This is a genomic window from Agrococcus sp. KRD186 (assembly GCF_017168255.1).
GTDB lineage: Bacteria > Actinomycetota > Actinomycetes > Actinomycetales > Microbacteriaceae > Agrococcus.
In genome coordinates, this window is sequence record NZ_JABFAP010000001.1 from 933,068 (window position 1) to 959,508 (window position 26,441).

The window sequence follows — 26,441 nt, forward strand, 5'->3', positions numbered from 1 at the left end:
GATCAGAGTTGCGAGCCGACGTGCACGGCGAGGTCGACCAGACGGCAGGAGTAGCCCCACTCGTTGTCGTACCACGCCGAGATCTTCACCTGGTCGCCCATCACGCGGGTCAGGCCCGAGTCGAAGATGGACGAGTACGGGTTGCCGATGATGTCGGACGAGACGATCTCATCCTCGGTGTACTGCAGGAAGCCCTTGAGCGGTCCCGACTCGGCGGCAGCCTTGTATGCCGCGTTGATCTCGTCGACCGTGAGGCCGTCGCGGGTCGTCACTGTCAGGTCGGTGATCGAGCCGGTGGGCACGGGCACGCGCAGGGCGTAGCCGTCGAGCAGGCCGTTGAGCTCCGGCATGACCAGGCCGATCGCCTTCGCCGCACCGGTGGAGGTGGGGATGACCGACAGTGCGGCGGCGCGGGCGCGACGCAGGTCGCTGTGCGGGCCGTCCTGCAGGTTCTGGTCTGCCGTGTACGCGTGCACCGTCGTCATCAGGCCGCGCTCGATGCCGAAGGACTCGTGGAAGACCTTCGCGAGCGGGGCGAGGCAGTTGGTGGTGCAGGAGGCGTTCGAGACGACGTGGTCGGTCTCAGGGTTGTAGTCCTGGTGGTTGACGCCCATCACGAACGTGGGTGCCGGGCCCTTGGCGGGAGCGGAGAGGATGACCTTCTTCGCGCCTGCGGCGATGTGCGCGGATGCCGCGTCGACCTTCGTGAAGCGGCCGGTCGACTCGATCACCACGTCGACGTCGAGTTCGCCCCACGGCAGCTTGGCCGGGTCCTTCTCCTCCAGGGCGCGGAACGTGTCGTCGCCGACGGTGATGGTGCCCTCGTCGAAGCTCACGGCGGTGTCGAGCGGACCCGAGACCGAGTCGTACTTGAGCAGGTGGGCGAGGGTCTTGTTGTCGGTGAGGTCGTTGACCGCGACGATGTCGATGTCAGCGCCCTGGGCAAGCGCTGCACGAACGAAGTTGCGGCCGATGCGGCCGAAGCCGTTGACGGCTACCTTCAGAGTCATGGGATGTCTTTCCTGACTGTCGGGATGGAAGGGCCCCGGGCGTCGTGCCCGGGGCCCCGGTCACATGGTGACGTTGTGGGTCAGCGGACGATGAGTCCCGCGGTCTGCGTCTTCGCGGCGTCGAATCGGGCCTGCGCGTCCTGCCAGTTCACGATGTTCCAGAACGCCTTGACGTAATCGGCCTTGACGTTCAGGTAGTCGAGGTAGAAGGCGTGCTCCCACATGTCCAGCATCAGGATCGGCTGCGCGCCGACGGGCACGTTGCCCTGCTGGTCGAACAGCTGGAACACGTTCAGCCGCGAGGCGATCGAGTCCCATGCGAGCACCGACCAGCCCGAGCCCTGGATGCCCGTGGCGTTGGCGGTGAAGTGCGCCTTGAACTTGGCGAAGTCGCCGAAGAACTCGCCGATCGCGGCCTGCAGCTCACCCTCGGGCTCACCGCCGCCGTCGCCGGCGAGGTTGTTCCAGAACACGGTGTGGTTGGTGTGCCCGCCGAGGTTGAACGCGAGGTCCTTCTCGAGCTTGTTGATGGCGCCGAAGTCATCGGCGTCGCGCGCGGCCTGCAGCTTCTCGAGCGCGGTGTTCGCGCCGTCGACGTAGGCCTTGTGGTGCTTGTCGTGGTGGAGCTCCATGATCTTCGCGGAGATGTGGGGCTCGAGTGCCGCGTAGTCGTACGGCAGGTCGGGAAGGGTGTAGACGGCCATGGGATTCATCCTCTCTTGCGCGCGCTGCGCGCCGATTGGTCAGTTCGATCCTAGCCACCGGCATCCTGCACGGGACAGGCGCCGGAGGGTCGTGTCAGACGTCGATGTCCTCCGGCACTGCGGACTCGGTGCCAGGGATGCCCTGGTCCTGCGCGGAGCGGTCGGCCATCGCCAGCAGGCGGCGGATGCGGCCGGCGACCGCGTCCTTCGTCATGGTCGGCTTCGCCAGGTGCCCGAGCTCGTCCAGGCTCGCGTCGCGGTTCTCGAGCCGCAGACGGCCGGCGTAGGCGAGGTGCTCCGGCACCTCCGGGCCCAGGATCTCGAGCGCGCGCTCGATGCGGGCGCACGCGGCCACGGCGGCCTGCGCGCTGCGCCGCAGGTTGGCGTCGTCGAAGTTCACCAGCCGGTTCGCCGTGGCGCGCACCTCGCGGCGCTGCCGCAGCTCGGCCCAGGCCTGCACCGTCTGGTGGGCGCCCATGGTGGTGAGCATGCGCGAGATCGGCTCGCCCTCGCGGATCACCACGCGGTGTGCGCCTCGCACCTCGCGCGACTTCGCGGGCACGCCGAGGCGGCCGGCGGCGCCCACGAGCGCCATGGCTGCCTCGTTGCCGGGGCAGGCGACCTCGAGCGCGGCCGAGCGGCCCGGGTCCGACAGCGAACCCTGCGCCAGGAACGCTCCTCGCCAGATGCCCGCCAGATCCTCGAGGGAGCCGGTGGTCACCTTGTTGGGGAGCCCGCGCACCGGCCGGCGTCGCGCATCCATCAGCCCTGTCTGCCTCGCGAGCGTCTCGCCCTCGGCGATCACTCGCACCAGGTAGGCGCCGCTCGTGCGGTTCGACGACGAGGAGATCTTCGCGATCTCTGCGCGCACGCCGTACAGCTCGAGGATGCTCCTGGCGAGCCTGCGCGCGGCAGCGGCGGAGTCGAGCTCGCTCTCGACCGCGACGCGGTTCGAGATGACGTGCAGACCGCCGGCGAACCGCAGCAGGGTCGCGACTTCTGCCGCCTTCGTCTGAGGCCTCGTCACGCGGACCCGCGCGAGCTCCTCCTTGACGTCGTCGGTCAGTGCCACGCCTGCTCCTCTCGTCATTCGCGCCCCAGATCTCGATGCTTGACGGCGACCCGCAGGCCCGGTGCGCCGGAGAGCCGCTTGGCCAGGTGCTCCGCGGTGGCCACCGAGCGGTGCTTGCCACCGGTGCACCCTACGCCCAGCACGGCGTGCAGCTTGTTCTCACGGACGTAGCCGGCGAGCACCGGCCGCAGCGCCTCGACGTAGCGGTCGAGGAACTCCTGTGCGCCCTCCTGCTTGAGCACGTAGTCGGAGACGACGGCCTCGGTGCCGTCGTGCCCGCGAAGATCGGGGATCCAGAACGGGTTCGGCAGGAAGCGCATGTCGGCGACCAGGTCGGCGTCGACCGGCAGGCCGTACTTGAAGCCGAAGCTCATCACCGTCAGCGTCACCTCGAGCTCGCCGCCGGGAGCGAACCGCTCGCCGACGCGCGTCGTCAGCTGGTGCGGGTTGAGCCCGGTGGTGTCGAGGAGGTCGTCGGCCATCCCGCGCAACGGCTCGAGCCGGGTGCGCTCCATGCGGATGCCGTCGAGGATGGTGCCGTCGCCCTGCAGCGGGTGCGGCCTGCGCACCTGCTCGTAGCGGCGCACCAGCTCGGCATCGCTCGCCTCCAGGAACATCACGCGCACCGAGTGCTCGGCGCGCAGCATCTCGACGAAGCGCTTGGCGTCGTCGAAGAGCGCACCGCCCCGCACGTCGACGACGATCGCGAGCTTGGGCTCCGTGGATGCGTTGGTGGCGGCTGTGCGCACGAGCGCTCGCAGCATCGTGGGCGGCAGGTTGTCGACCACGAACCAGCCCAGGTCCTCGAGCGCGTTCGCCACGGTCGTCCTACCGGCACCGGACATCCCAGTGATGATGACGATCTGTCTGGCGTTCACGCTTGCTGTCCCTGTCGCTCGGCTGCTCCCCCCATCGTATCGGCGCTGAGCCTGTGTGCCACGGTCGCCGCCAGAGCCCGCCCGATGCCCGGCACCTCGGCGAGCTGCTCGGCGCTCGCTGCGCGCACGCGCTTGGCGGAGCCGAAGTGCTTCAGCAGCGCGCGCACCCTGCCGGGACCCAGACCCGGGATGGTGCTCAGCTGCGACTCGATCGCGCTCGAGCGCTTCTGGCGCTGGTAGCCGATCGCCACCCGGTGGGCCTCGTCGCGCAGCCGCTGCACCAGGTAGAGCGCCTCGCTCGTGCGCGGGAGGATCACCGGGTACTCGTCGTCCGGCAGCCAGAGCTCCTCGAGCCGCTTCGCGATGCCGGCCAGCGCGACGCCGCGCACGCCGGCCTCATCGAGCGCCCGCTTGGCGGCCTGCACCTGCGGCCGGCCGCCGTCGACGAGCAGCAGCTGCGGCGTGTAGGCGAAGCGCGTCCCGGTGTCCTCCGGGTCGCCCTCGGCGATGTACCGCGCCCTGCGCGTCATGATCTGGTAGATCGAGTCGGTGTCGTCGGTGGTCTCCGCGATCGAGAACTTGCGGTACTGGTCCTTGCGGGGCAGGCCGTCCTCGAACACCACCATGGAGGCGACCACACCGGTGCCGCCCAGGTGCGAGACGTCGAAGCACTCGATGCGTAGCGGCGCCTCACTCATGCCCAGCGCCTCCTGCAGGTCGGCGAGCGCCTGCGAGCGCGTCACGTAGTCGCTGGTGCGCTTGGTGCGCGCCACCTGCAGCGCGTGCGCGGCGTTCACGGCGGCGGAGTCGGCGAGCTTGCGCTTCTCCCCCCGCTGCGGCACCCGCACCGCGACCCTGCCCGGCAGGCCGTGCTCGCTGCGGCGGTCGGTGAGCCAGATCTCGACCTCGTCGGCCGCATCCGGCTGCTTGGGCAGCAGCACCTCACGGGCGGGCGGGTCGCCGGTCTCGTAGGCGATGCGCAGGATCTGGGTGGCGAGCTCGCCGTCGGTCAGGTCGATCTCGGTGTCGACCACCCACGACTTGGTGCCCCGGATGCGCCCGCCTCGCACGGCGAACAGGTGCACGGCCGCGCTGAGCTCGTCGTGCACGAGCCCGAACACGTCGGCATCCACCCGGTCGGAGAGCACGACGCTCGTGCGCTCGAGCACCGTCTGGAGCGCAGAGAGCTGGTCGCGCAGCCGCGCGGCGCGCTCGAACTCGAGCCGGGCGCTGGCGCGCTGCATCTCCTCGCGCACCCGGTCGACGAACTCCTGGTCGCCGCCGTTCATGAAGGCGACGAGGTCACGCGCGGTGGCGCGATGCTCGTCGAAGCTGACGCGTCCCACGCAGGGGGCGGAGCATTTGCCGATGTCGCCCAGCAGGCAGGGCCGGCCGCTGCGCTCGGCACGGTCGTAGACCGATTGGCTGCATGAGCGCATCGGGAATGCCTTCAGCAGGAGGTCGAGCGTCTCGCGGATCGCCCAGACCTTCGTGTACGGGCCGAAGTAGCGGGCGCCGCGCAGGTTGCGGTTGCGGGTGATGAGGGCGCGGGGCACATCGTCGCCCATCGTCACGGCCAGGTACGGGTACGACTTGTCGTCCCGGAACTGCACGTTGAACGGGGGCTCGTACTCCTTGATCCAGGTGAACTCCAGCTGCAGCGCCTCGAACTCGCTCGCCACGATGGTCCACTCGACCCGCACGGCGGTGAGCACCATCCGCCGCGTGCGCTCGTGGAGCGTCTCGAGCGGCTGGAAGTAGTTCGCCAGCCGCTGCCGCAGGTTCTTCGCCTTGCCCACGTACAGCACGCGCTCGTGCTCGTCGCGGAACCGGTACACGCCCGGCGCGGTCGGGATGGTGCCCGGGGCGGGCTTGTACGCGACGGTGCGCGAGGGCGCGGGCGTCATCGCACTCCTGCGCCGAGCATCTCCTTCAGGAAGCCGCCGGTGTAGCTCTCCGGCACCTCCGCGACCTCCTCGGGCGTGCCGGTGGCCACGACGTAGCCGCCGCCGCTGCCGCCCTCGGGACCGAGGTCGATGATCCAGTCGGCGCTCTTGATCACGTCGAGCGCGTGCTCGATGGTCAGGACGGTGTTGCCCTTCTGCACCAGACCGTCGAGCACCTCCAGCAGCTTGCGCACGTCGTCGAAGTGCAGGCCGGTGGTGGGCTCGTCGAGCACGTAGATGGCGCGCCCGGAGGTGCGGCGCTGCAGCTCGGTGGCGAGCTTGACGCGCTGCGCCTCGCCGCCGGAGAGCGTGGTCGCCGACTGCCCGAGCCGCACGTAGCCGAGGCCGACGTCGACGAGGGTCTTCAGATAGCGGTGGATCGACGAGATCGGCTCGAAGAAGGCCGCGGCCTCCTCGATCGGCATCTCGAGCACGTCGGCGATCGACTTGCCCTTGTAGTGCACTGAGAGGGTGTCGCGGTTGTAGCGCTTGCCGTGGCACACCTCGCACTCGACGTAGACGTCGGGCAGGAAGTTCATCTCGATCTTGAGCGTGCCGTCGCCCTGGCACGCCTCGCAGCGGCCGCCCTTGACGTTGAAGGAGAAGCGGCCGGCCAGGTAGCCGCGCGTCTTCGCCTCCTGTGTCTCTGCGAACAGGTTGCGGATCTTGTCGAACACGCCCGTGTAGGTCGCCGGGTTCGAGCGCGGCGTGCGCCCGATCGGGCCCTGGTCGACGTGCACCACCTTGTCGAGGTGCTCGAGCCCGGTCACCCGCGTGTGCCGGGCCGGCACCTGCCGGGCGCCGTTGAGGGCGTTCGCGAGCACCTTGTGCAGGATGTCGTTCACGAGTGTGGACTTGCCGGAACCGGAGACGCCGGTGACCGCGACGAACACGCCCAGCGGGATGTCGACGTCGATGTGCTGCAGGTTGTTCGCCCGCGCGCCCTCGATGCGCAGCATGCGGGCCGGATCGATCGGGCGGCGCTCCGCCGGCACCGGGATCGACTCGCGGCCCGAGAGGTAGGCCCCGGTGAGCGACGCCGGATTCTCCAGGAGCTCCTCGTAGCTGCCCGAGTGCACGACCTCGCCGCCGTGCTCCCCTGCGCCGGGGCCGATGTCGACGATCCAGTCGGCGGTGCGGATGGTGTCCTCGTCGTGCTCGACCACGATGAGCGTGTTGCCGAGGTCGCGAAGCGCCTCGAGCGTCGAGATGAGCTTGCGGTTGTCGCGCTGGTGCAAGCCGATGGACGGCTCGTCGAGCACGTAGAGCACGCCGGTGAGGCCCGCGCCGATCTGGGTCGCGAGGCGGATGCGCTGGGCCTCGCCGCCGGAAAGGGTGGCGGCCGCGCGCGACAGGGAGAGGTAGCCGAGCCCGACGCGGATGAGGAAGTCGAGCCGCGCGCGGATCTCGCGCAGCACCGCGGCCGCGATGGTCGCCTCACGGTCGTCGAGATCGAGGCCGTGCATGTACGCGTGCGCGTCGTTCAGGCTCATGTCGGAGACCGTGGCGATCGACGAGCCGTGCACCAGCACCGCCAGCACCTCGGGCTTCAGTCGCGCGCCGCCGCACTCGGGGCAGGGCACCTCGCGCAGGAACTCGCCGTGCTTCGAGCGCACCCAGTCGCTGTCTGCCTCCGCGTGCTTGCGCTGGATGTAGGGCATGACGCCCTCGTAGCCGGAGGCGTACTTCAGGGTGCGGCCGTAGCGGTTGCGCCACTGCACCATGACGTTGCCGTCGGTGCCGTGCAGGATGACCTTCTGCACGTCGTCGTCGAGCTCGCCCCAGGGCGTCTCGAGCGAGAAGCCCATGTCATTGGCGAGGCCCGTGAGCAGCCGCTCGAAGTAGGTGTAAAGCCCCTTGCCGGACTGCGTCCACGGCAGGATCGCGCCCTCGCGGATCGAGAGCGCGTCGTCGGCGATCACGAGGTCGGGATCGGCAGCCATGCGGGTGCCGATGCCCGTGCAGGCGGGGCAGGCGCCGAAGGGTGCGTTGAAGGAGAACGTGCGGGGCTCGATCTCGGTGAGCGCGACCGGGTGCCGGTTCGGGCACGAGAGCTTCTCGCTGAAGGTGCGACGGCGATCGGCATCCTTCTCGTCGAGGTCGACGTAGTCGATGGTGGCGAGGCCGTCGGCGAGGCGCAGCGCGGTCTCGAGCGAGTCGGTCAGCCGCGAGAGCATGCCGGGCTCGGCGACCAGGCGGTCGACGACCACCGAGATGTCGTGCTTGTTCTGCTTCTTGAGCGCGGGGGCGTCCGCCAGCTGCACGACCTCGCCGTCGATCACGGCACGCGAGTAGCCGGTCGCGACCAGGTTGCGGATCAGGTCGGCGAACTCGCCCTTCTTCTGCTGCACCACCGGCGCGAGGATCTGGAAGCGCGTGCGCTCCGGCAGCTCCATCAGCTCGTCGGCGATCTGCTGCACGGTCTGCCGCTGGATGCGCTCGCCGCACACGGGGCAGTGCGGCACGCCGACGCGCGCCCACAGCAGCCGCATGTAATCGAACACCTCGGTGATGGTGCCGACCGTCGAGCGCGGGTTGCGGTTGGTCGACTTCTGGTCGATGGAGACCGCCGGGCTCAGGCCCTCGATGAAGTCGACGTCGGGGCGGTCGACCTGACCGAGGAACTGCCGCGCGTAGGCCGAGAGCGACTCGACGTAGCGGCGCTGCCCCTCCGCGAAGATGGTGTCGAACGCGAGCGAGGACTTGCCGGATCCCGACAGCCCCGTGAACACCACCAGCGCGTCGCGCGGGATGCGCAGATCGACGTCTTTGAGGTTGTGCTCGCGCGCGCCGCGCACGTGCAGCTCTGAGGTGCTGGAGGTCGTGGATGTCACCCACACATCGTAGGACCGGCCGCTGACACGGACCCTCCGCGTTCGCCGCAGGCACACGCGCCGTGCACCATCACGGCCTCACTCGGCGATGCTGCCGATGGCCTGCTCGACGACCACGCCGCTGCCCTCCGCCACGAGCTGCTGGAGGATGCCGGCGCGGTGCGCGGCGACCTTCGTCTCCATCTTCATGGCGTCGAGCACCGCGATCTCCTCGCCCGCCTCGACCCGTGCGCCGTCCTCGAGCAGCCAGCGCACGAGCGTGCCTGGCACGGGAGCGGGGATGGCTGCGGCATCCGGCTGGGATCCGGCCCGGTCCGCGCTGCCCTGCGGCGGGGCGCTGCCGGCCGCGGCGGCCAGCAGCGCGTCCGGCAGCCCGAGCACCACGCGGCGACCGTCGATCTCGATCGGCACCCGCCGCAGCGGCCGCCGGTCCGCGGGCGCGGCTCGGCCCTGCGGCTCGAGCCGCGGCATCAGCTCGGCCTCGATCCACTGGGTCGAGACGGCGAAGCCGGCGGTCGAGAAGTCGGGCTCGTCGAGCAGCGCGACCGCGAAGGGCGCGACCGTCGCGACGCCCGTCACCTCGAGCTCGGCGAGCGCCCGCCGCATGCGCACGATGGCCGCATCACGATCGGGCGCATGCACGATGAGCTTCGCCGCGAGGGAGTCGAAGGCGGCTTCGACGCGGTCGCCGGCCTCCACGCCCGCGTCCCACCGCACGCCAGGCCCGCCCGGCACGCGCAGCGCCTCGATGCGGCCCGGGCTGGGCAGGAAGCCGCGACCGGGATCCTCGGCGTTCAGCCGCAGCTCGATCGCGTGCCCGGCGGGCTGGGGGGTCGCGTCGAACGACGGGCCGTGCCCCTCGGCGATGCGGAACTGCTCCCGCACCAGATCGACCCCCGTCACGGCCTCGGTGACCGGATGCTCGACCTGCAGCCGCGTGTTCACCTCCAGGAACGAGATGGTGCCGTCGGCGCCCAGCAGGAACTCGACGGTGCCCGCCCCGCGGTAGTCCACCGCCGCGCAGATGTCGCGCGAGGCGGTGTGGATGCGCGTGCGCTGCTCAGCGCTCAGCCCGGGTGCGGGCGCCTCCTCGACGAGCTTCTGGCTGCGCCGCTGCAGCGAGCAGTCGCGGTCGCCGACCACGACCACCTTCCCCCTGCCGTCCCCGAGCACCTGTGCCTCGACGTGCCGCGGATGCTCGAGGTAGCGCTCGATGAAGCACTCCCCGCGCCCGAACGCCGCGACCGCCTCGCGCGTCGCCGAGCCGAACGCATCCGCCACCTCGTCGATGGTGCGGGCCACCTTCAGCCCGCGGCCGCCGCCGCCGAATGCGGCCTTCACGACCACCGGCAGACCGTGCTCCCGCGCGAAGGCGACCGCCTCAGCGGCGTCGGCGAGCGGCCGGTCGGTGCCCGGGGCCAACGGGGCGCCGGTGCGCTGCGCGATCCGGCGAGCGGTGACCTTGTCGCCGAGCGCCTCGATGCTCTCCGGCGTCGGACCGATCCAGGTGAGGCCCGCGCCCTCCACGGCGCGCGCGAACGCGGCGCTCTCGGAGAGGAAGCCGTAGCCGGGATGCACGGCGTCCGCGCCGCTCGAGCGGGCAGCCGCCAGCAGCGCCTCGATGCTCAGGTACGTCTCTGCCGCCGTCGTCCCCGGCAGCGCGATCGCTTCGTCGGCGTGCCGCACGTGCATGGCGTCGGCATCCTGATCGGCGTAGACGGCCACCGAGCGGTAGCCGGCCTCGGCGCACGCGCGGATGATGCGCACGGCGATCTCGCCTCGGTTGGCGATCAGGATCTTCTGCATGGGGTTCCTCCTGGTGAGGCAGTCTGCGCGATGCGGAAGCGGATGCGCGAGCCCGGCGGCAGCTGGCCGGCACGGTCGAGGTCGCGGTCGACGATCGCGCCGATGATGGGGTACCCGCCGGTGAGCGGGTGGTCGGGCAGGAACAGCACCGGCTGCCCATCGGGCGGCACCTGGATGGCGCCGGTGACCGCGCCCTCGCTCTCGAGCTCGCCGTCGCGGGCGCGCTCGAGCGGCACGGCGCCGTGCAGGCGCACGCCGACCCGGTCTGAGCGAGGCGTGACCTCCCACTCCTGCTCGACCAGGGTGGCGAGCGCGGCGGCGGTGAACCAATCGTCGCGCGGGCCCAGCACGATCGCGAGCTCGACCGTCTCACCGGTGACGGGCAGGGGGATGCGCGGGGCGCGGGTGCGCTCGACGGCGGCGATGCCGTGGGCGGGGCCGCGGAGCGGCAGCACGGCGCCCGCGGCCAGCGGTGCGGGGCCCAGGTGCGCGAGCGTGTCGGTCGCCAGGCTGCCGAGCACGGGATCGAGCGCGATGCCGCCGCGGATCGCGACGAGCACGCGCAGGCCGTCGCGGGCGGCGCCGATGCGCAGCGCCTCGCCGTCCTCGATGGCGATCGGGCGACCGTGCTCGACGGGGTGCGTCACCGAGTCGGGCGCACCGCCCGGCTCGACCCACGCATCCGCCATCGCGCCCGCGAGCGAGACGACCGCGTCGCCGCGGAACCGCAGCAGCGCTCCCCCGCCGGCGAGCTCGAGGCCCGCCTCGCCGGGTGCGTTGCCGACGGCGCGGTTGGCCTCGGCGAGGGCCGCGCGGTCGGCGGTGCCGGAGGCCGAGACGCCCTCGGCGGCCATGCCGGGGCGGCCCAGATCCTGCACCAGCAGCTGCAGGCCGGGCCGCACCACCTCGATCGCATGCGCGGCGTCGACGGCGCGGTGCTCGGGCGCCTGCGCCCGCACGAGCGCGCGCTCGACGCGCTCGAAGCGCACCGTCGTGCCGGGCCCCAGGATCGCGGGCGGGTCGCGTTCGAGATCCCACATCGCCAGGTCGGTGCGGCCGATGAGCTGCCAGCCGCCGGGGCTCTCCTTCGGGTAGACGCCCGAGAAGCGGCCGGCCAGAGCGACCGAGCCCGCGGGGATGCGCGTGCGCGGCGAGGAGCGCCGGGGCACGTCGAAGAGCGGGTCGTCGCCGGCGAGGTAGCCGAAGCCGGGTGCGAAGCCGGCGAACGCGACCGTCCAGGTGGCCGCCTGGTGCCGGGCGACGAGCTCGTCGTGGCTGACGCCGAGCAGCCGGGCGACCTCGGCGAGGTCCTCGCCGTCGTAGCGCACGGGGATCGTGACGGCACCGGTGCCCGTCGCGCGCTCGGTCGTGGGCTCGAGCGCGAGCAGCCGCGCGGTGAGCTCGGCCGCCGTGCTCGCGGTCGGGTCGAAGCGCACCAGGATGGTGCGGGCGGCGGGCACGAGCTCGGTGACGCCCGGCAGCTCGGCGGCGACGAGCGCCGGCAGCAGCCGCATCGACTCGTCGAGATCGGCCGCCTCGAGCAGCAGGGCGGTGTCGGCCGCCACCAGCACGCGCGTCATGCGGCGGAGACGGCCCGGGCGGCACGCGCCTGCGAGAGCTGCGCTGCGGATGCGTCGGCCGTCATGGGCGCACCGGTGCGAAGGGCGCGATGGTCACCCCGGCGGCCTCGAGCGCCTCGCGCGTGGCCTGTGCCATCGCGATGGCGCCGGCGCTGTCGCCGTGCACGCAGATGGACTCCGCGCGCACCGCGACGTCGCTGCCGTCGATCGCCTCGATCACGCCCTCCTGCGCGAGCCGCACCATGCGGGCGGCGACGAGCTCGGGGTCGTGCAGCACGGAGCCCTCGAGCGTGCGCGAGACGAGCAGGCCCTCGGGCGTGTAGGCACGGTCGGCGAAGGCCTCGGCGGCCGTCGCCAGTCCCGCCCGATCGGCGATGTCGAGCACGACACCGCCCGCCAGGCCGAGCAGCACGAGCGAGGGGTCGACCGCGCGGATGGCGGCCACCACGTCCTTCGCCTTGCGCTGGTCGCGCGCGATGGTGTTGTAGAGCGCGCCGTGCGGCTTGACGTAGACGGCACGGCCGCCGGCGGCGGAGGCGAGCGCCTGCAGCGCGCCGAGCTGGTACTCGACGTGCGCCTGCAGGGTTGCCGAGTCGAGCTCCATCTCGACGCGGCCGAAGCCCTCGTAGTCGCGGTAGCCGGGGTGCACGCCGATCGCGACGCCCTGCTCGACAGCCGCCCGCAGCGTCGCCGCGATGCCTTCGGGGCTGCCCGCATGGAATCCGGCGGAGACGTTCGCACTCGTGACGATGCGCAGCATCGCCTCGTCGTCGCTGACGATCCGGCCGGGCACGTTCTCGCCCAGATCCGAGTTCAGGTCGATGCTCGTCACGCCCGGCTCCCTCCGCCCGCTCTCACCATCCCATGGGATGGGCGCTGATCGGCCTGAGCCTCAGCTCGCCTCGCGGATCTGCCGCAGGTCGCGCTTCAGGTCGTGCAGCTCGTCGCGGATGCGCGCGGCCAGTTCGAACTTCAGCTCGCCGGCCGCCTCGGTCATCTGCGCCGTCAGGTCGGCGATGATCGACTCCAGCTGCCCCGGCCCGTCGAGGTCGGAGCGGTCGCGCGCCAGCCGCGGTGTCGGCGCGCCGCGCCGGGTGCCCTCGAGCAGCTCGTCGGTGTCGGCCTGCTCGCGCGCCAGCACCTCGGTGATGTCGGCGATGCGCTTGCGCAGCGGCGTCGGGTCGATGCCGTGCTCGGTGTTGTACGCGACCTGGATCTCGCGCCGGCGGTCGGTCTCGTCGATCGCCAGCCGCATCGAATCGGTGATGCGGTCGGCGTACAGGTGCACCTCGCCTGCCACGTTGCGGGCGGCGCGGCCGATGGTCTGGATGAGTGACGTCGACGAGCGCAGGAAGCCCTCCTTGTCGGCATCCAGGATCGACACCAGCGAGACCTCCGGCAGGTCGAGCCCCTCGCGCAGCAGGTTGATGCCGACCAGCACGTCGTACACGCCCTGCCGCAGCTGCGTCAGCAGCTCGACCCGGCGCAGCGTGTCGACGTCGGAGTGCAGGTAGCGCACCCGCACGCCCGCCTCGGTGAAGTACTCGGTGAGCTCCTCGGCCATCTTCTTCGTCAGCGTCGTCACGAGCACGCGCTCCTGGCGCTCGGCGCGCACCCGGATCTCCTCGAGCAGGTCGTCGATCTGCCCCTTGGTGGGCTTCACGACCAGCTTCGGGTCGACCAGGCCGGTCGGCCGGATGATCTGCTGGACCACGGTGTCGGCGAGGCCCATCTCGTACTTGCCCGGCGTCGCCGAGAGGTACACCTTCTGCGGCGTGCGCTCGAGGAACTCGCCGAACTTCAGCGGCCGGTTGTCGAGCGCGCTCGGCAGCCGGAAGCCGTGCTCGACGAGGGTGCGCTTGCGGCTCGCATCGCCCTCGTACATGGCGCCGATCTGCGGCACCGTGACGTGCGACTCGTCGATCACCATCAGGAAGTCGTCCGGGAAGTAGTCGAGCAGGCAGTGCGGCGCCTCCCCCGGCCCGCGGCCGTCGATGTGCCGCGAGTAGTTCTCGATCCCGGAGCAGAAGCCGATCTGCTCCATCATCTCGAGGTCGAAGGTGGTGCGCATGCGCAGCCGCTGCGCCTCGAGCAGCTTGTTCTCGCGCTCGAGCTCCTTCAGCCGCCCGTCGAGCTCGTCGCGGATGCGCTCCATCGCCTTGTGCATGCGGTCGCTGCCGGCCACGTAGTGACTGCCGGGGAAGATCGAGATCGACTGGTGCGTCTGGAGCACCTCGCCGGTGAGCGGGTGCAGCGTCGAGATCGCCTCGATCTCGTCGCCGAAGAGCTCGATGCGGATCGCGTGCTCCTCGTACATCGGGATGATCTCGATGGTGTCGCCGCGCACTCGGAAGGTGCCGCGCGTGAAGGCCACGTCGTTGCGCTGGTACTGCATCGAGACGAAGCGGCGCAGCAGCGCCTGCCGGTCGATGCGCATGCCGATCTGCAGCGCCACCATCGCCTCGAGGTACTCCTCGGGCGTGCCGAGGCCGTAGATGCAGGAGACGGTGGAGACGACCACGACGTCGCGCCGCGAGAGCAGCGAGTTCGTCGCCGAGTGCCGCAGCCGCTCGACCTCGGCGTTGAGCGACGAGTCCTTCTCGATGAAGGTGTCCGTCTGCGGCACGTAGGCCTCTGGCTGGTAGTAGTCGTAGTAGGAGACGAAGTACTCGACCGCGTTGTTCGGCAGCAGGTCGCGGAACTCGTTGGCCAGCTGCGCGGCGAGCGTCTTGTTGTGGGCCAGCACGAGCGTGGGCCGCTGCACCTGCTCGATCAGCCACGCGGTGGTGGCGCTCTTGCCGGTGCCGGTGGCGCCGAGCAGCACGACGTCGGTCTCGCCGCGGTTGAGGGCGGCGGTCAGCTCGCTGATCGCCTGCGGCTGGTCACCGGAGGGCTGATACTCGCTGATGACCTCGAACGGCCGCACGGCACGGGTCGGTTCCATGCTGCAAGCCTACGAGCGGCCGCCCACACGGTGCTGAGCGAGACTCTCCCAGAGCCGGTCGACCTGCTCGAGCGTCGCCGCCAGGTCGCCGTCGGTCTCGATCACGACGTCGGCGATCGCGAGCCGTCGCTCGTCGCTTGCCTGCGACGCGACGCGAGCCCGCGCATCCGCCTCGTCCATCCCCCGAAGCTCCACAAGGCGGCGGATGCGCGTCTCGGCCGGCGCGTGCGCGACCACCACGAGGTCCCACGGATCGTCGGGACGGGCCTCGACCAGCAGCGGTACGTCGTACACCACCACCGCCTCGGCGTCAGCAGCGAACGCCGCCCGGAAGCGCCGGCCGGACTCCTCGCTGACAGCGGGGTGCACGATCGCGTTCAGTCGGTGGCGGGCGTCGTGGTCGGCGAAGATCACCGCGCCGAGGCCCGTGCGGTCGAGCGCCCCGTCCGGCAGCAGCAGGTGGTCGCCGAACTCCGCCGCGATGGCGGTCAGCACCGGCTGGCCGGGCTGCTGCAGCTCGCGCACCAGGGCGTCGGCGTCGACGACGACGGCTCCGCGCTCGGCGAGCCTGCCGGCGATCGTGGACTTGCCGGAGGCGATGCCGCCGGTGAGCGCGACGAGAGGCATGGCCCGATTCTGTCACGGCATCTCCTGAGGAAGCCTCAAGCGACACCTGTGCGAACGGGCACGCCGTCCTGAGGCTGTCCTCATAGCGTCGAGAGGACCGCTCGTCCGTCAAAGGGGAGGAAGCATCGTGCGCGCACTCCGCGGCATCGCCATCATCCTGCTCGCGTGCGTCGGGCTTGTCGCGGCGACCGGCGCCGTGCTGTGGAGCGCCTCGCTCGCGGGGCTCGCGCGCGCCGAGGTCGTCTCGACCAGCGCGATGGCACCGAGCTTCGACGCCGGCGACCTCACCATCGTCACCAAGCGTCCAGCCGCCGAGGTGACCGTCGGCGACGTCATGAGCGTGCGCGGCCCGGGTGCCGCCGCCGGGCACCTCGAGCAGGTGGTCTCGATCGCCCCGGCCTCCGCCGACACCTGGACGGTCGTCACGGCCGCGCGCAGCGAGGGATCCACCACGGAGCGCACCATCGGCACCGAGATATGGGCGCCGAGCCTGCGCGTGCCGGTGGTCGGCGGCATCGTGTCGGTGATGCTCCAGCCCTCGTACGCCATTCCCGCGCTGGCCGTCGTGCTGCTGCTCGGCGCGGTCGTCCTGGTGGGTCGCGCGCCGTCGGCGCCCGTCCGCAGAGCCGCATGAGACCCGGCCCGGTGCCATTCCTGGTGGATCCGCAGGGTAGCATCGGGCGGAAGGCACCTGGTCACGTGGTGCGGATGTGGGGAGACCTATGGACGAGGACGTCGCAGTCGTCATCGAGGACGGCGAGGACATCCGTGAGCTGCTTGCGCAGGTGCTGACCCAGGGCGGCTTCGCCGTGCACAGCGCCGCCGACGGCGCCACCGGTGTCGAGCTGGTGCGCGAGCATGACCCGATCGTGGTCACGATCGACGTGAACATGCCGGGCATCGACGGCTTCGAGACCGCCAGGCAGGTGCGTGCGATCAGCACCGCGTACATCGTCATGATCACCGCGCGGGGCGACGAGATCGACACGCTCGTGGGCCTGCAGACGGGCGCCGACGACTACATCGTCAAGCCCTTCCGCCCCCGCGAGCTGCGCGCCCGCATCGAGGCGATGATGCGGCGTCCCCGCGTGCTCGCGTCGACGCATCCGTCCCCGCCGCATCCGTCCGCACCGCAGTCCTCAGCGCCGCACCCGACGAGCACCGGGTCGATCCTCACCCAGAGCCCGCCCTCGTCGCCGGCCCCGGATGCGCCTTCGGCCACCTGGGCAGAGGGCGACACGGAGCACGCCTCGCTCGAGCACCGCGGCCTGCGGCTCGAACCCGGCGCGCGCGTGGTCGAGCTCGAGGGCGCCGAGGTGGAGCTGACGCGCAGCGAGTTCGACATCCTGCGCATGCTGCTGAGCTCGGGACGTCGCGTGGTGAGCAAGATGCAGCTCGCCGGCATGCTGCGCGGCGAGCGCGGCGAGCCCGACCACTACCTCAGCGAGCACGACGCGCGGGCGATCGAGGTGCATGTCGCGAACCTGCGGCGCAAGCTCGGCGAGTCCCCCTCCGAGCCCCGCTGGATCGAGACCGTGCGAGGCGTCGGCTACCGCCGCACCGCCTGATCGCCGACGGCGGGACCTTCCGACTCGTCGTCCTCACCGGCCACCACCACGGTGACGTCGTCGCTCGCGATCGCCCGCTTCGCGGCCATCCTGGCTGCGTCGAGCAGGGTGTCGCGGTCATAGCCGGTGATGCTCGTCAGGCTCACGCCCATCCCGATCGGCGGCACCACCGGCACGCCCGCGGTGCCCAGCTGATCGAGCATCGCCCGGTGCATGCGCGCGCCGAGCTGGCGGGCGTCGGCGGGCGAGGAGGGCTGGAAGGCGAGCATCAGCATGCCGTGATCATCCGTGCCGAGCGCCGCGGTGGTCGGCGACAGCCGTCGGGTCGCGGCACGCACGGCCTGGCGAACGTGCTCCGCCTCATCGGCGCCGAAGGCGGTCGCGATGCGGTTGAGCGAGTCGATGCTGATCACCAGCACCGCGAAGAGCTCCGCACGCCGGTTCGCGCGCATGAGCCGGCCGCCCAGCACCCGGGCGAAGGACGGCGCCAGCAGCACGCCGTCCGGCGCGATCGCCATCAGCGAGGAATCCTCGGTGCCGCGCAGCCGCACTTGCTCGGCACGCAGCACCGACGCGGTCACCACGGCCACGATCACGAGGCAGATGGTCGCGACCCCGGCGATGCCGCTGCTGACCCATTCTCGGAACAGCTCGTGCGAGGTGCCGAGGGTCACGGCGCTGACGAGCCGCAGCAGCTGGAACACGCACGCCAGCGCGAGCACCGCGCCGAGGCCCAGTGCCGTGCGGGTGCGCCGCATGGTGCCGCGCAGCGTCTCGATCGCGCCGAGGCCGGCGAAGAGGGCATTGCCGATGAACATCACCCAGACGCCCGACCAGCTGGAGCCGTCGCCGGCGTCGAGCACCGCGGCGAGGACGGTGACCAGCGCGCCGACGGCCACCACGATCGATGCGCTGCGGCTCTGCCTGCCGTTGAAGACCCGGCAGCCGATCCACAGCAGCCCCAGCGTCGCCACCCACGCCCCGTTGCCGATGGCGACCGCCCACCAGCCTGCGTCTGTGACCGCGTCCAGCAGATAGGCCTCGGTGGCGATCATCCCGCCGATGAAGCCGAGCGCCCAGACCCGACCCGCGCGGTCGTCCTTGCGCAGCATGGTCTCGAGCACGAACACGCCGCCCGCGACGTGCACGACGAGCGCGGTGATGAGCTTGACGGTGTCTGGATCGAGGGTCATGCGACGGCTCCTGATCGGCGCAGCGGGATGCGCACCACGAAGGTGGCGCCGGACCCCGGCTCGCTCTGCACGGTGATCTCACCGCCGTGCGCTCGCACGAGGTCTCGGCTGATCGCGAGTCCCAGGCCGTTGCCGTGCGGTCGGCTCGCCTGCGCTGCCGCACCGCGGAAGCGCCGCTGGAACAGCTGCGGCAGCACGTCCTCGGCGATCCCCGGCCCGTCGTCGCGGACCACCAGCCAGGCGTGCTTGTCGTCGCTCGTCACGCCCACCGCGATCAGCCCGTCGCCGGTGTGATAGCTCACGGCGTTGCCGACGAGGTTGTCGACCACCTGCCTGATGCGTACGGGATCGACCTCAGCCACCGCCGACTCGACGCCGGAGGTGTCGATGCGGATGCCGCGCGCTCCGGCCTTGGGCTCGAGCGCCTCGACCGCGGCGAGCACGATCCGCGAGAGCTCCTCGTCGACCGGCCGGACGTCGAAGCGGCCCTGACCGTCGGCGGTCGCGGCCAGCACGTCGCCGATGATGACGAGCAGCCGAGAGGCATTGCGCTCGGCGATCTCCAGGCTCCGGCGCGCCTGCTTGCCGACGTCGGCGTCCTCGAGAGCGAGGTCGAGGTGGCCGAGCACGCTCGTCAGCGGCGTGCGCAGCTCGTGCGAGACCGACGCGACCAGCTCGTCGCGCATCTGCACCGCCATCCGCTCTGCCGTGACGTCCCTGGTCACCAGGATCGCCCCGACGTCCGTGCCGTCGACGTCGATGAGACGCCGCGCGGTCGACTGCAGGGCACGCCGCCCCTCGCCGGGAGGGCCCTGCCAGTGCAGCGCGTTCTCGAAGGTCTCGCCGCGACGGGCGCGGGCGAGCGGCGCCATGCCCGGCTCGATGGCCGTCTCGGCGTCGGCGTCGAAGAGCTGACCGTCGGCACCCGTGGCGCTCAGGCGAGCGTGGGCGTCGTTCTCGATCGAGATCGAGCCGTCGGCACCGATGCGGACGACGCCGAAGTCGACGGCGTCGAGCAGCTCGCTCACCGCATCCTCCTGCCGGCGGGCGCGCTCGACCGCGTGGTCGAGGTACTCGGCCTGCTCGTCGAGCAGCTCCCGCTGCGCCGCGGAGCGCCGCGAGGCGACGAAGGCGACGATCGCCGCGACCGAGAGCGCGAGCGGCCCCAGCACCACCTGCACGGCGCTGCTGAAGCCGTCGTGGAGCAGGTTCACCACCCAGAAGAGCACGCTCGAGCCGACCGCCCCGATCAGCAGGCCCCGCCAGCCGCCGACCGTCGCGAGCCAGGTCGCAGGCACCATCCACAGCAGCCACAGCTCCGCATCCGGCTCGCCGATCTGGAGCAGGAAGATGGCGAGCAGATCGCCGATGGGCACCAGCGTCACCCAGTTCGGGTGGATGCGGTTCCACGGCACGACCAGGGCCAGCACGGTGAGCCCGAAGATCAGCAGGACGCCGGCGAAGATGATGTCACTGTCGCGGACGTCGCCCAGCACCACGACCAGTCCCCCGGCGGCGAGCGCGGCTGCAGCCAGCATGAGCTGATTGACCGCTGTGGCCCGCTCGCGCGTGCGATCAGCCCGCACCGCACCGGTGCGGGCCGTCGTGACCGCCGCGAACATGCTCCGAATCTACTGTGCGCCGAGCGCTTCGAGGTGCTCCCGGGCGGCGAGGGCTAGCATCGCGGCATGCGACGCCCACCGTCGCACGAGAGGGAGTGACCATGCTCGAGTTCCTGACCGGGTCGGGCCTCGCCGCCGCGGCGGGCATGAACGCGTACATCCCGATGCTCGCCGTCGGGCTCGCGAACCGGTTCTTCCCCGAGGCGATGGCGCTGCCGGACGGCTGGGCGTGGATCTCGAACTGGTGGGTGCTCGGCATCCTCGCCGTGCTGCTGGTGGTCGAGCTCGTGGCCGACAAGATCCCTGCGGTCGACAGCGTCAATGACGTCATCCAGACGATCGTGCGACCCACCGCCGGTGGCCTGGTCTTCGGCTCCTCCTCCACCGCGTCGACGGTCGCCGTCACCGACCCGGCGGAGTTCTTCGCCTCCAACCAGTGGGTGCCGATCGTGGTCGGCGCCGTCATCGCGCTGACGGTGCACGTCGGGAAGACCGCCATGCGCCCGGCCGCGAACATCGCCACGGCCGGCGCCGCGGCGCCGGTGATCTCGACCATCGAGGACGTCGGCGCGATCGGCATGTCGCTGCTGGCCATCGTGGCCCCCGTGCTGGTGCTGCTGGGCCTGCTGCTGCTCGGCCTGCTGAGCTGGTCGATCTGGCGGAACGCCAGGAAGCGCAGGAATGCCGACCTGCGGCCGGCCACCGCGCGGATCGCCGAGCGCGACGACAGCGAACGCCTGACCCCGGAAGGGTGACAGCCGGCGGATGACGCGCAGCTGGCCCGCCGCGCGCTCAGCCACCCGACCGGGCGGTCTCCATGGGCACGGCCTCGACCGCGTCGAGGTGCATCGCGCCGCGCCACCGCACGACCCGGCCGCTCGCATCCCGCTGCGCCTGTGCGAACTCGTGCCCGGACCCCATCCCGGTGGCGGCGGTGATGCGCACCCGGTCGTCGTCCTGCGGCTCGAGCACGTCCACCGCCTGCAGCGGGTCGGCAGCCGCGGGTGAGATGCCGAGCAGGCGGCCGCCCAACTCGGCCACATCGACCCGGCCCCAGATGCTCGCGAAGGACCCCTCGAACGAGCGCAGCCGATCGAGCTCGTCGGCGCTCGGCGCATCCGTCGCCGCCTCCAGCGCCGTGCTCACGATGCGGGCGACGCCGACCGCCAGCTCCTCCGCGGGCCCGTCGATCGCGTTGGTGAGCACGCTGACGACCACGTCGCGCCGGGCGTCCACGAGGGTTCTGGTCGCCTGGCCCGTCCACGCACCGCCGTGGCCGACCCACTCGCGGCCGTCCACCTCGCGCAGCATGAGTCCCAGTCCGTAGCCGGTGGCGCCTTCGTCGCGGCCGGCGGTCGTCCACTGCCGCTGCCGCATGCGGCGGCGGGCGGCGGCGGTGAGCAGCCGGTCATCCGCGTCGGCCACGGTGCGGAGCGCGTCGCTGAGCGTGGAGGCGCTCGCCACTGCGCCGGTAGCGGCTGCCAGGGCACCGGCGGCCGGACTGCCGAGCACCTCGCGCTCGTCGCTGGAGTGCAGGCCGGAGTGGCCGGCGACGAGCTCCTGCGCATCGCCCGATCCGAGATCGGCCGTGAGTCCCTCGAGCTGCAGCGGCCCGGCGACGAGCTGCTGCAGCGCCTCGGGGTAGTCGCTGCCGGTCACCGCCTCGATGATCAGGCCCAGCAGGCCGAAGCCGATGTTCGAGTACTTGAACTCGGTGGACGCGGGGATGCGCAGCGCGCCGGTCCGCGCGATGCCCAGCAGCCCGTCGAGGTCGGGGAACTCGGTCTGCAGATGCCAGAAGCCCACGTCGTCGCCGTCGCGGACCGCGCCGGCGCCGTGCGAGAGCAGCTCGCGAACCAGCAGCGCGCCGGCGTCCGTGCCCGCCAGCGCAGGCACGTGCACCTGCGCCTCGTCATCCAGCCGCAGCCGGCCCTCGTCGACCAGCCGCATCGCGGCCAGTGCGGCGAGGGATTTGGAGTGCGAGGCGACGCGGAAGCGGTGCCGGGGCGTCAGCGGCTCGCCCGTGGACGCATCCGCCACCCCGTGCGCCGTGTCGAGCACGAGCTCGCCGCCGACGCGCACCGCCGCCTGCACGCCGGGGATGCGCAGCCGCCAGCGCCGGTAGGCCAGCCAGCGCTCGGCGTAGTCGAGGGCATGGGTGATCGCGTCGTCAGCGGGCATGCTCCGATCCTGGCACGGCCCGCACCCGCCAACGACGAAGCGGGCCGCACCCGAAGGCGCGACCCGCTTCGTAGGGGTGCTGCTTACTCGCTCGAGCCCGTGAGCTTCTCGCGGAGTGCGGCGAGCGCCTCGTCATCGGCGAGGGTGCCGACGCCAGAGCCGGACTCCTCCGTCGCGCCGCCGAACGACGATGCGCCAGCGGGCACGTCCTTCGCGAGCACGTCGGCGTCGCGGGCAGCCGCGACCTGCGCCTTGTGCGCCTCCCAGCGCGACTGCGCTGCGGTGTACTCGGCCTCCCAGGCCTCGCGCTGCGAGTCGAAGCCTTCCTTCCACTCGTTCGTCTCGGGGTCGAAGCCCTCCGGGAACTTGTAGTTGCCCTGCTCGTCGTACTCGGCGAGCATGCCGTACAGCGCGGGGTCGAAGTCGGCGCCCTCGGGGTCGACGCCCTCGTTCGCCTGCTTCAGCGAGAGCGAGATGCGGCGGCGCTCGAGGTCGATGTCGATGATCTTCACGAAGACCTCGTCGCCGACCGCGACGACCTGGTCAGCGGTCTCGACGTGCTGCGACGAGAGCTCCGAGATGTGCACGAGGCCCTCGATGCCATCCGCGACGCGCACGAACGCGCCGAAGGTGACGAGCTTCGTGACCTTGCCCGGTGCGACCTGGCCGATGGCGTGAGTGCGGGCGAAGATCTGCCACGGGTCCTCCTGCGTCGCCTTCAGCGACAGCGAGACGCGCTCGCGGTCGAGCTCGACGGTGAGGATCTCGACGGTGACCTCCTGGCCCACCTCGACGACCTCCGAGGCGTGCTCGATGTGCTTCCACGAGAGCTCGGAGACGTGCACGAGGCCGTCGACGCCGCCGAGGTCGACGAACGCGCCGAAGTTGACGATCGACGAGACGACGCCCTTGCGGACCTGGCCCTTCTGCAGCGACTGCAGGAAGGCGCCGCGCGAAGCCGACTGCGTCTCCTCGAGGAGGGCGCGGCGCGAGAGCACGACGTTGTTGCGGTTCTTGTCGAGCTCGAGGATCTTCGCCTCGATCTCCTGGCCGAGGTACGGCGTGAGGTCGCGGACGCGGCGCAGCTCGATGAGCGACGCGGGCAGGAAGCCGCGCAGACCGATGTCGACGATGAGACCGCCCTTGACGACCTCGATGACCGTGCCGGTGACGACGCCGTCGTCCTCCTTGATGCGCTCGACATCGCCCCAGGCGCGCTCGTACTGCGCACGCTTCTTGGAGAGGATCAGGCGACCCTCCTTGTCCTCCTTCTGGAGGACGAGCGCCTCGACGGTGTCGCCGACCTCGACGACCTCGGTGGGGTCGACGTCGTGCTTGATGGAGAGCTCGCGCGAGGGGATGACGCCCTCGGTCTTGTAGCCGACGTCGAGAAGGACCTCATCGCGGTCGATCTTGACGACGGTGCCCTCGATGAGGTCGCCGTCATTGAAGAACTTCAGGGTCTTCTCAACGGCGGCCATGAAGTCATCGGCCGAGCCGATGTCGTTCACAGCGACCTGCTTCGGAGCCGTGGTCGTTGCAGTGGTCATAGAGTTCAAGTTGCCTTTGATGGGGGACGTCAGGCCGGAAGGCATGCGGATGCGCATCCAGCGATTCGGATGGGTTGGTTCGTCACACGCGTGACCGGTCAAGCCTACACCGGGCGCGAGGGGCGGACAACCGGCCCGACGGCGGGCGCCGAGGCGGTCGCCGCACGGGCCGCTAGCCCCTGAGCACCGCCTGCCGAAGCGTGTCGAGCCCGACGCCGCCGATGTTCAGCACGCGGGTGTGGAAGCGCTTGAGGTCGAACGCGTCGCCCTCGGCCTCCGCCGCCTCGTCGCGGATCTGCTCGAAGATGCGCTGGCCGATCTTGTACGACGGCGCCTGCCCCGGCCAGCCGAAGTAGCGGTTCACCTCGAAGCGCACGAACGGCTCGTTCATGTTCACGTTCGACTTCAGGAACTCGAAGGCGTAGTCGAAGTCCCACTCCCCCGTGCCGTCGAGGCGCGGCTTGCCCAGGTGCACACCGATGTCGAGCACGACACGTGCCGCGCGCATCCGCTGCCCGTCGAGCATGCCGAGGCGGTCGGCCGGGTCGTCGAGGTAGCCCAGCGACTCCATCAGCCGCTCGGCGTAGAGCGCCCAGCCCTCGGCGTGGCCCGAGGTGCCGGCGAAGGCGCGGCGCCACAGGTTGAGCTCCCCGCGGTTGTAGGTCTGCTGCGCGATCTGCAGGTGGTGGCCCGGCACGCCCTCGTGGTAGACGGTGGTGAGCTCGCGCCAGGTGTCGAACTCGGTCACGCCCTTCGGCACCGACCACCACATGCGGCCGGGGCGCGAGAAGTCGTCCGAGGGGCCGGTGTAGTAGATGCCGCCGGTCTCGGTGGGCGCGATCATGCACTCGAGCGCCCTGATGGGCTCGGCGATGTCGAAGTGGGTCCTGCCGAGCTCCTCGACCGCCTGGTCGCTCGTGCGCTGCATCCACGCCTTGAGCGCGTCGGTGCCGTGCAGCTTGCGGCTCTCGTCGCCGTCGAGGAACGCGATCGCCTCGTGCACGCTCGCGCCGGGCTTGATCTCGTTCGCGATCGCCTCCTGCTCGCTGCGCATGCGGTCGAGCTCCTCGATGCCCCACGCGTAGGTCTCGTCGAGGTCGACCTCGGCGCCCAGGAAGCGGCGCGACATGAGCGAGTAGAACTCCCGGCCGACGGCGTCGACGGGGTTGGCGGATGCGGCGAGCTCGTCGCGCAGGAAGCCCGCGAAGCGCTGATGGGCGTCGGTGGCCTCCACGGCGGCGGCGGCCAGGTCGCGCCCGAGCGACTCGGGCAGCTCTTCGCCGCCGGCCTTGGCGCCGGCGGCGAAGGTGTGGAAGAAGCCGGCGCCGGGCGCGTAGTCGCTCAGCTGCTCGAGCACGTTGTCGATCTGCCGGGCGGCGGGCGTGTTGCCGCTGGCGATGCCCGCGCGCAGCGACGCGATGTATCCGTCGATCGCCGCGGGCACGTTCCGCATGCGCTGCGCGATGTCGTCCCAGTCCTGCTCGCCGGCGGTCGGCATGAGGTCGAAGATGTCGCGGATGCTCGAGGCCGGGCTCGCGAGGTTGTTCAGGTCGCGATCGCCCCAGCCGGCGGCGTCGATGTCGAGCTCGAGCTGCAGCTCGCGCGCCAGGTCGGTCTTGGTGACCCAGTCGATGTCGTCGGCTGGCTGCGCGGCGTCGAGCCGCGCCAGCACGTCGCGGGCGAGCCCTGCCATGGCCTCGCGGCCGGCGGGCGAGTAGTCGCCGTAGCCGGACTTGTCTCCCTCGAGACCGGTCCAGACGTTGAGCTCGGGGTTCATCGCGGCCGCCCGGTGGACGTAGTCCTCGGCGATGCGGTCGATGTCGGTGTGCGGGCGCGACGATGCGCCGACGTTCTCAGCTGTCATGGCGCCCAGCCTACGGCTCTGAGCTCCACCGCTCACGCCAGCGCGGGCATGACCTCGCGCTCGTACAGCGCCATGCCGGTGCGGTCGTAGGCGACCTCCGGCATGTAGGCGATGAGCGTGCCGAGCCCGGCCTCGCGCAGGGCGCCGATGTGGTCGAGCACCATCTGCGGCGTGCCGACGACGGCGCCCTTGGTGGAGAATCCGGTGCCGGCGTGCTCGGCCGGCAGCGCCGCATCCGCTCGTGCATTGACCTGGTCGACGACGCGCTGCGCCTCGGCCTCGGTCTCGCGCACGACGATGTTCAGGTTGGAGGTCAGCCGCACCTCTGCCGGGTCGCGCCCCTCGCGCTCGAGGTGGGCGTGCAGGATGTCGCGCTTGCGGGCGAACTGCTCGGGGCTGCCGCCGAAGTTGGTGGCGTCGGCCCACTTCGCCGCGTAGCGCAGCGTGCGCTTCTCGCCGCCGCCGGCGACCCAGGTGGGGATGCGCGGCCTGCCGTCGCGGCCGCTCTGCAGCGGCTGCGGGCGGCAGATGGCGCCGTCGACCGTGAAGCTCTCCGACTCGATCGAGGCCTCCCCCTCGGCCCACAGCCGCTGGATGATCTGCACGCCGTCGCGCAGCGCCGAGATGCGCTCGCCCACGCCCGGGAAGCCGTAGCCGTAGGCGCGCCACTCGTGCTCGTACCAGCCGGCACCGATGCCGAACTCGAGCCGGCCGCCGGAGATCACGTCGACCGTGGCCGCGATCTTCGCCAGCAGCGCCGGGTTGCGGTAGCCGATGCACGTGCACATCTGCCCGAGGCGCACGCGCTCGGTGCTCGCGGCCAGCGCCGCCATCAGCGTCCACGCCTCGTGGGTGGCCTCCTGCGTCGGCTGCGGCGTCGTGTGCATGTGGTCGTAGACCCACACCGAGTCCCACGCACCGGCATCCGCGGCCTGCGCGACCGACAGCATCCGCTGCCACTGCTCTGCGGGGTCGATGCCGACCAGGTCGAGGCGCCAGCCCTGCGGGATGAACAGGCCGAATCGGAGTGCGTCGTGCGTCATGCCGCCAGCCTACGGTCGA

The 26,441-nt window shown here is 71.4% G+C and carries 20 protein-coding genes; 3 read left to right on the forward strand and 17 right to left on the reverse strand.

Annotation, left to right across the window (positions count from 1 at the left end; translation table 11 throughout):
* Positions 1-2: 2 nt before the first annotated feature.
* The 11 genes from gap to coaE form a co-directional block, all read right to left on the reverse strand.
* Positions 3-1,010 carry a type I glyceraldehyde-3-phosphate dehydrogenase gene (gene gap / locus J1M46_RS04490; protein WP_206446717.1) on the reverse strand — a complete coding sequence of 336 codons (1,008 nt, stop codon included), beginning with the start codon at positions 1,008-1,010 and terminating at the stop codon, positions 3-5.
* An 80-nt stretch (positions 1,011-1,090) separates the two neighbouring features.
* Positions 1,091-1,714, reverse strand: coding sequence for a superoxide dismutase (locus J1M46_RS04495; protein WP_206446718.1), 624 nt, complete (start codon positions 1,712-1,714; stop codon positions 1,091-1,093).
* A 94-nt stretch (positions 1,715-1,808) separates the two neighbouring features.
* Positions 1,809-2,786, reverse strand: a complete 978-nt coding sequence (whiA, locus tag J1M46_RS04500; protein ID WP_206446719.1) for a DNA-binding protein WhiA — start codon at positions 2,784-2,786, stop codon at positions 1,809-1,811.
* 14 nt (positions 2,787-2,800) lie between these two features.
* The gene (gene rapZ, locus J1M46_RS04505) at positions 2,801-3,664 is read right to left on the reverse strand and encodes an RNase adapter RapZ (RefSeq protein ID WP_342384276.1); all 864 of its coding nucleotides are present in this window, start codon (positions 3,662-3,664) and stop codon (positions 2,801-2,803) included.
* The gene (gene uvrC, locus J1M46_RS04510) at positions 3,661-5,571 is read right to left on the reverse strand and encodes an excinuclease ABC subunit UvrC (RefSeq protein ID WP_206446720.1); all 1,911 of its coding nucleotides are present in this window, start codon (positions 5,569-5,571) and stop codon (positions 3,661-3,663) included. Before uvrC ends, rapZ begins: the two co-directional genes overlap by 4 nt.
* Positions 5,568-8,444 (reverse strand): excinuclease ABC subunit UvrA, encoded by a 2,877-nt coding sequence (gene uvrA, locus J1M46_RS04515; protein WP_206446721.1) that lies wholly within the window; start codon positions 8,442-8,444, stop codon positions 5,568-5,570. Before uvrA ends, uvrC begins: the two co-directional genes overlap by 4 nt.
* Before the next feature lie 78 nt (positions 8,445-8,522).
* Positions 8,523-10,250: an acetyl/propionyl/methylcrotonyl-CoA carboxylase subunit alpha gene (locus J1M46_RS04520; RefSeq protein WP_206446722.1), complete on the reverse strand. Its 1,728-nt coding sequence runs from the start codon at positions 10,248-10,250 to the stop codon at positions 8,523-8,525.
* On the reverse strand, positions 10,235-11,830 hold the full coding sequence (locus J1M46_RS04525; protein WP_206446723.1) for a 5-oxoprolinase subunit B/C family protein: 1,596 nt from the start codon (positions 11,828-11,830) through the stop codon (positions 10,235-10,237). Before J1M46_RS04525 ends, J1M46_RS04520 begins: the two co-directional genes overlap by 16 nt.
* A gap of 61 nt (positions 11,831-11,891) precedes the next feature.
* Entirely contained in the window at positions 11,892-12,662 is a 771-nt protein-coding gene (locus J1M46_RS04530) for a 5-oxoprolinase subunit PxpA (protein ID WP_206446724.1), read from the reverse strand.
* Positions 12,663-12,722: 60 nt separating this feature from the next.
* Positions 12,723-14,774 carry an excinuclease ABC subunit UvrB gene (gene uvrB / locus J1M46_RS04535; RefSeq protein ID WP_206446725.1) on the reverse strand — a complete coding sequence of 684 codons (2,052 nt, stop codon included), beginning with the start codon at positions 14,772-14,774 and terminating at the stop codon, positions 12,723-12,725.
* Positions 14,775-14,783: 9 nt separating this feature from the next.
* Entirely contained in the window at positions 14,784-15,401 is a 618-nt protein-coding gene (gene coaE / locus J1M46_RS04540) for a dephospho-CoA kinase (protein WP_206446726.1), read from the reverse strand.
* 127 nt (positions 15,402-15,528) lie between these two features.
* Between coaE and J1M46_RS04545 the strand changes: the two genes are divergently transcribed.
* Complete coding sequence (locus tag J1M46_RS04545; protein WP_206446727.1) at positions 15,529-16,035, forward strand: hypothetical protein; 507 nt, start codon at positions 15,529-15,531, stop codon at positions 16,033-16,035.
* Between the two features lie 88 nt (positions 16,036-16,123).
* Positions 16,124-16,969 (forward strand): response regulator transcription factor, encoded by an 846-nt coding sequence (locus J1M46_RS04550; protein ID WP_206446728.1) that lies wholly within the window; start codon positions 16,124-16,126, stop codon positions 16,967-16,969.
* On the opposite strand, the gene J1M46_RS04555 is transcribed toward J1M46_RS04550, so the two are convergent.
* Together J1M46_RS04555 and J1M46_RS04560 are read right to left on the reverse strand one after the other, a co-directional pair.
* On the reverse strand, positions 16,951-18,162 hold the full coding sequence (locus tag J1M46_RS04555; protein ID WP_206446729.1) for a diguanylate cyclase domain-containing protein: 1,212 nt from the start codon (positions 18,160-18,162) through the stop codon (positions 16,951-16,953). The genes J1M46_RS04550 and J1M46_RS04555 overlap by 19 nt on opposite strands.
* A complete protein-coding gene (locus J1M46_RS04560; RefSeq protein WP_206446730.1) occupies positions 18,159-19,784 on the reverse strand; it encodes a sensor histidine kinase in 1,626 nt (541 codons plus the stop codon). The genes J1M46_RS04555 and J1M46_RS04560 overlap by 4 nt, the downstream gene beginning before the upstream one ends.
* A gap of 101 nt (positions 19,785-19,885) precedes the next feature.
* Between J1M46_RS04560 and J1M46_RS04565 the strand changes: the two genes are divergently transcribed.
* Positions 19,886-20,539: a DUF4126 domain-containing protein gene (locus J1M46_RS04565; RefSeq protein WP_206446731.1), complete on the forward strand. Its 654-nt coding sequence runs from the start codon at positions 19,886-19,888 to the stop codon at positions 20,537-20,539.
* Between the two features lie 37 nt (positions 20,540-20,576).
* On the opposite strand, the gene J1M46_RS04570 is transcribed toward J1M46_RS04565, so the two are convergent.
* The 4 genes from J1M46_RS04570 to J1M46_RS04585 all read right to left on the reverse strand — a co-directional run bounded on the left by J1M46_RS04570 (position 20,577) and on the right by J1M46_RS04585 (position 26,422).
* Positions 20,577-21,965 carry a serine hydrolase domain-containing protein gene (locus tag J1M46_RS04570; protein ID WP_206446732.1) on the reverse strand — a complete coding sequence of 463 codons (1,389 nt, stop codon included), beginning with the start codon at positions 21,963-21,965 and terminating at the stop codon, positions 20,577-20,579.
* Positions 21,966-22,048: 83 nt separating this feature from the next.
* Complete coding sequence (rpsA, locus tag J1M46_RS04575; protein WP_206446733.1) at positions 22,049-23,515, reverse strand: 30S ribosomal protein S1; 1,467 nt, start codon at positions 23,513-23,515, stop codon at positions 22,049-22,051.
* Between the two features lie 172 nt (positions 23,516-23,687).
* Positions 23,688-25,379: a DUF885 domain-containing protein gene (locus J1M46_RS04580; protein WP_206446734.1), complete on the reverse strand. Its 1,692-nt coding sequence runs from the start codon at positions 25,377-25,379 to the stop codon at positions 23,688-23,690.
* 32 nt (positions 25,380-25,411) lie between these two features.
* Entirely contained in the window at positions 25,412-26,422 is a 1,011-nt protein-coding gene (locus J1M46_RS04585) for an LLM class F420-dependent oxidoreductase (RefSeq protein ID WP_206446735.1), read from the reverse strand.
* Positions 26,423-26,441 lie beyond the last annotated feature (19 nt).

Excerpts from the sequence above, each read along its gene's own strand:
- J1M46_RS04495 (WP_206446718.1), bottom strand. The coding sequence starts at position 1,714 with ATGGCCGTCTACACCCTTCCCGACCTGCCGTACGACTACGCGGCACTC.
- J1M46_RS04550 (WP_206446728.1), top strand. The coding sequence starts at position 16,124 with ATGGACGAGGACGTCGCAGTCGTCATCGAGGACGGCGAGGACATCCGT.
- J1M46_RS04565 (WP_206446731.1), top strand. The coding sequence starts at position 19,886 with ATGCTCGAGTTCCTGACCGGGTCGGGCCTCGCCGCCGCGGCGGGCATG.
- J1M46_RS04585 (WP_206446735.1), bottom strand. The coding sequence starts at position 26,422 with ATGACGCACGACGCACTCCGATTCGGCCTGTTCATCCCGCAGGGCTGG.
- J1M46_RS04570 (WP_206446732.1), bottom strand. The coding sequence starts at position 21,965 with ATGCCCGCTGACGACGCGATCACCCATGCCCTCGACTACGCCGAGCGC.
- coaE (WP_206446726.1), bottom strand. The coding sequence starts at position 15,401 with ATGCCTCTCGTCGCGCTCACCGGCGGCATCGCCTCCGGCAAGTCCACG.
- rpsA (WP_206446733.1), bottom strand. The coding sequence starts at position 23,515 with ATGACCACTGCAACGACCACGGCTCCGAAGCAGGTCGCTGTGAACGAC.
- J1M46_RS04555 (WP_206446729.1), bottom strand. The coding sequence starts at position 18,162 with ATGACCCTCGATCCAGACACCGTCAAGCTCATCACCGCGCTCGTCGTG.
- J1M46_RS04580 (WP_206446734.1), bottom strand. The coding sequence starts at position 25,379 with ATGACAGCTGAGAACGTCGGCGCATCGTCGCGCCCGCACACCGACATC.
- gap (WP_206446717.1), bottom strand. The coding sequence starts at position 1,010 with ATGACTCTGAAGGTAGCCGTCAACGGCTTCGGCCGCATCGGCCGCAAC.
- J1M46_RS04520 (WP_206446722.1), bottom strand. The coding sequence starts at position 10,250 with ATGCAGAAGATCCTGATCGCCAACCGAGGCGAGATCGCCGTGCGCATC.
- uvrB (WP_206446725.1), bottom strand. The coding sequence starts at position 14,774 with ATGGAACCGACCCGTGCCGTGCGGCCGTTCGAGGTCATCAGCGAGTAT.
- uvrC (WP_206446720.1), bottom strand. The coding sequence starts at position 5,571 with ATGACGCCCGCGCCCTCGCGCACCGTCGCGTACAAGCCCGCCCCGGGC.
- J1M46_RS04525 (WP_206446723.1), bottom strand. The coding sequence starts at position 11,830 with ATGACGCGCGTGCTGGTGGCGGCCGACACCGCCCTGCTGCTCGAGGCG.
- J1M46_RS04560 (WP_206446730.1), bottom strand. The coding sequence starts at position 19,784 with ATGTTCGCGGCGGTCACGACGGCCCGCACCGGTGCGGTGCGGGCTGAT.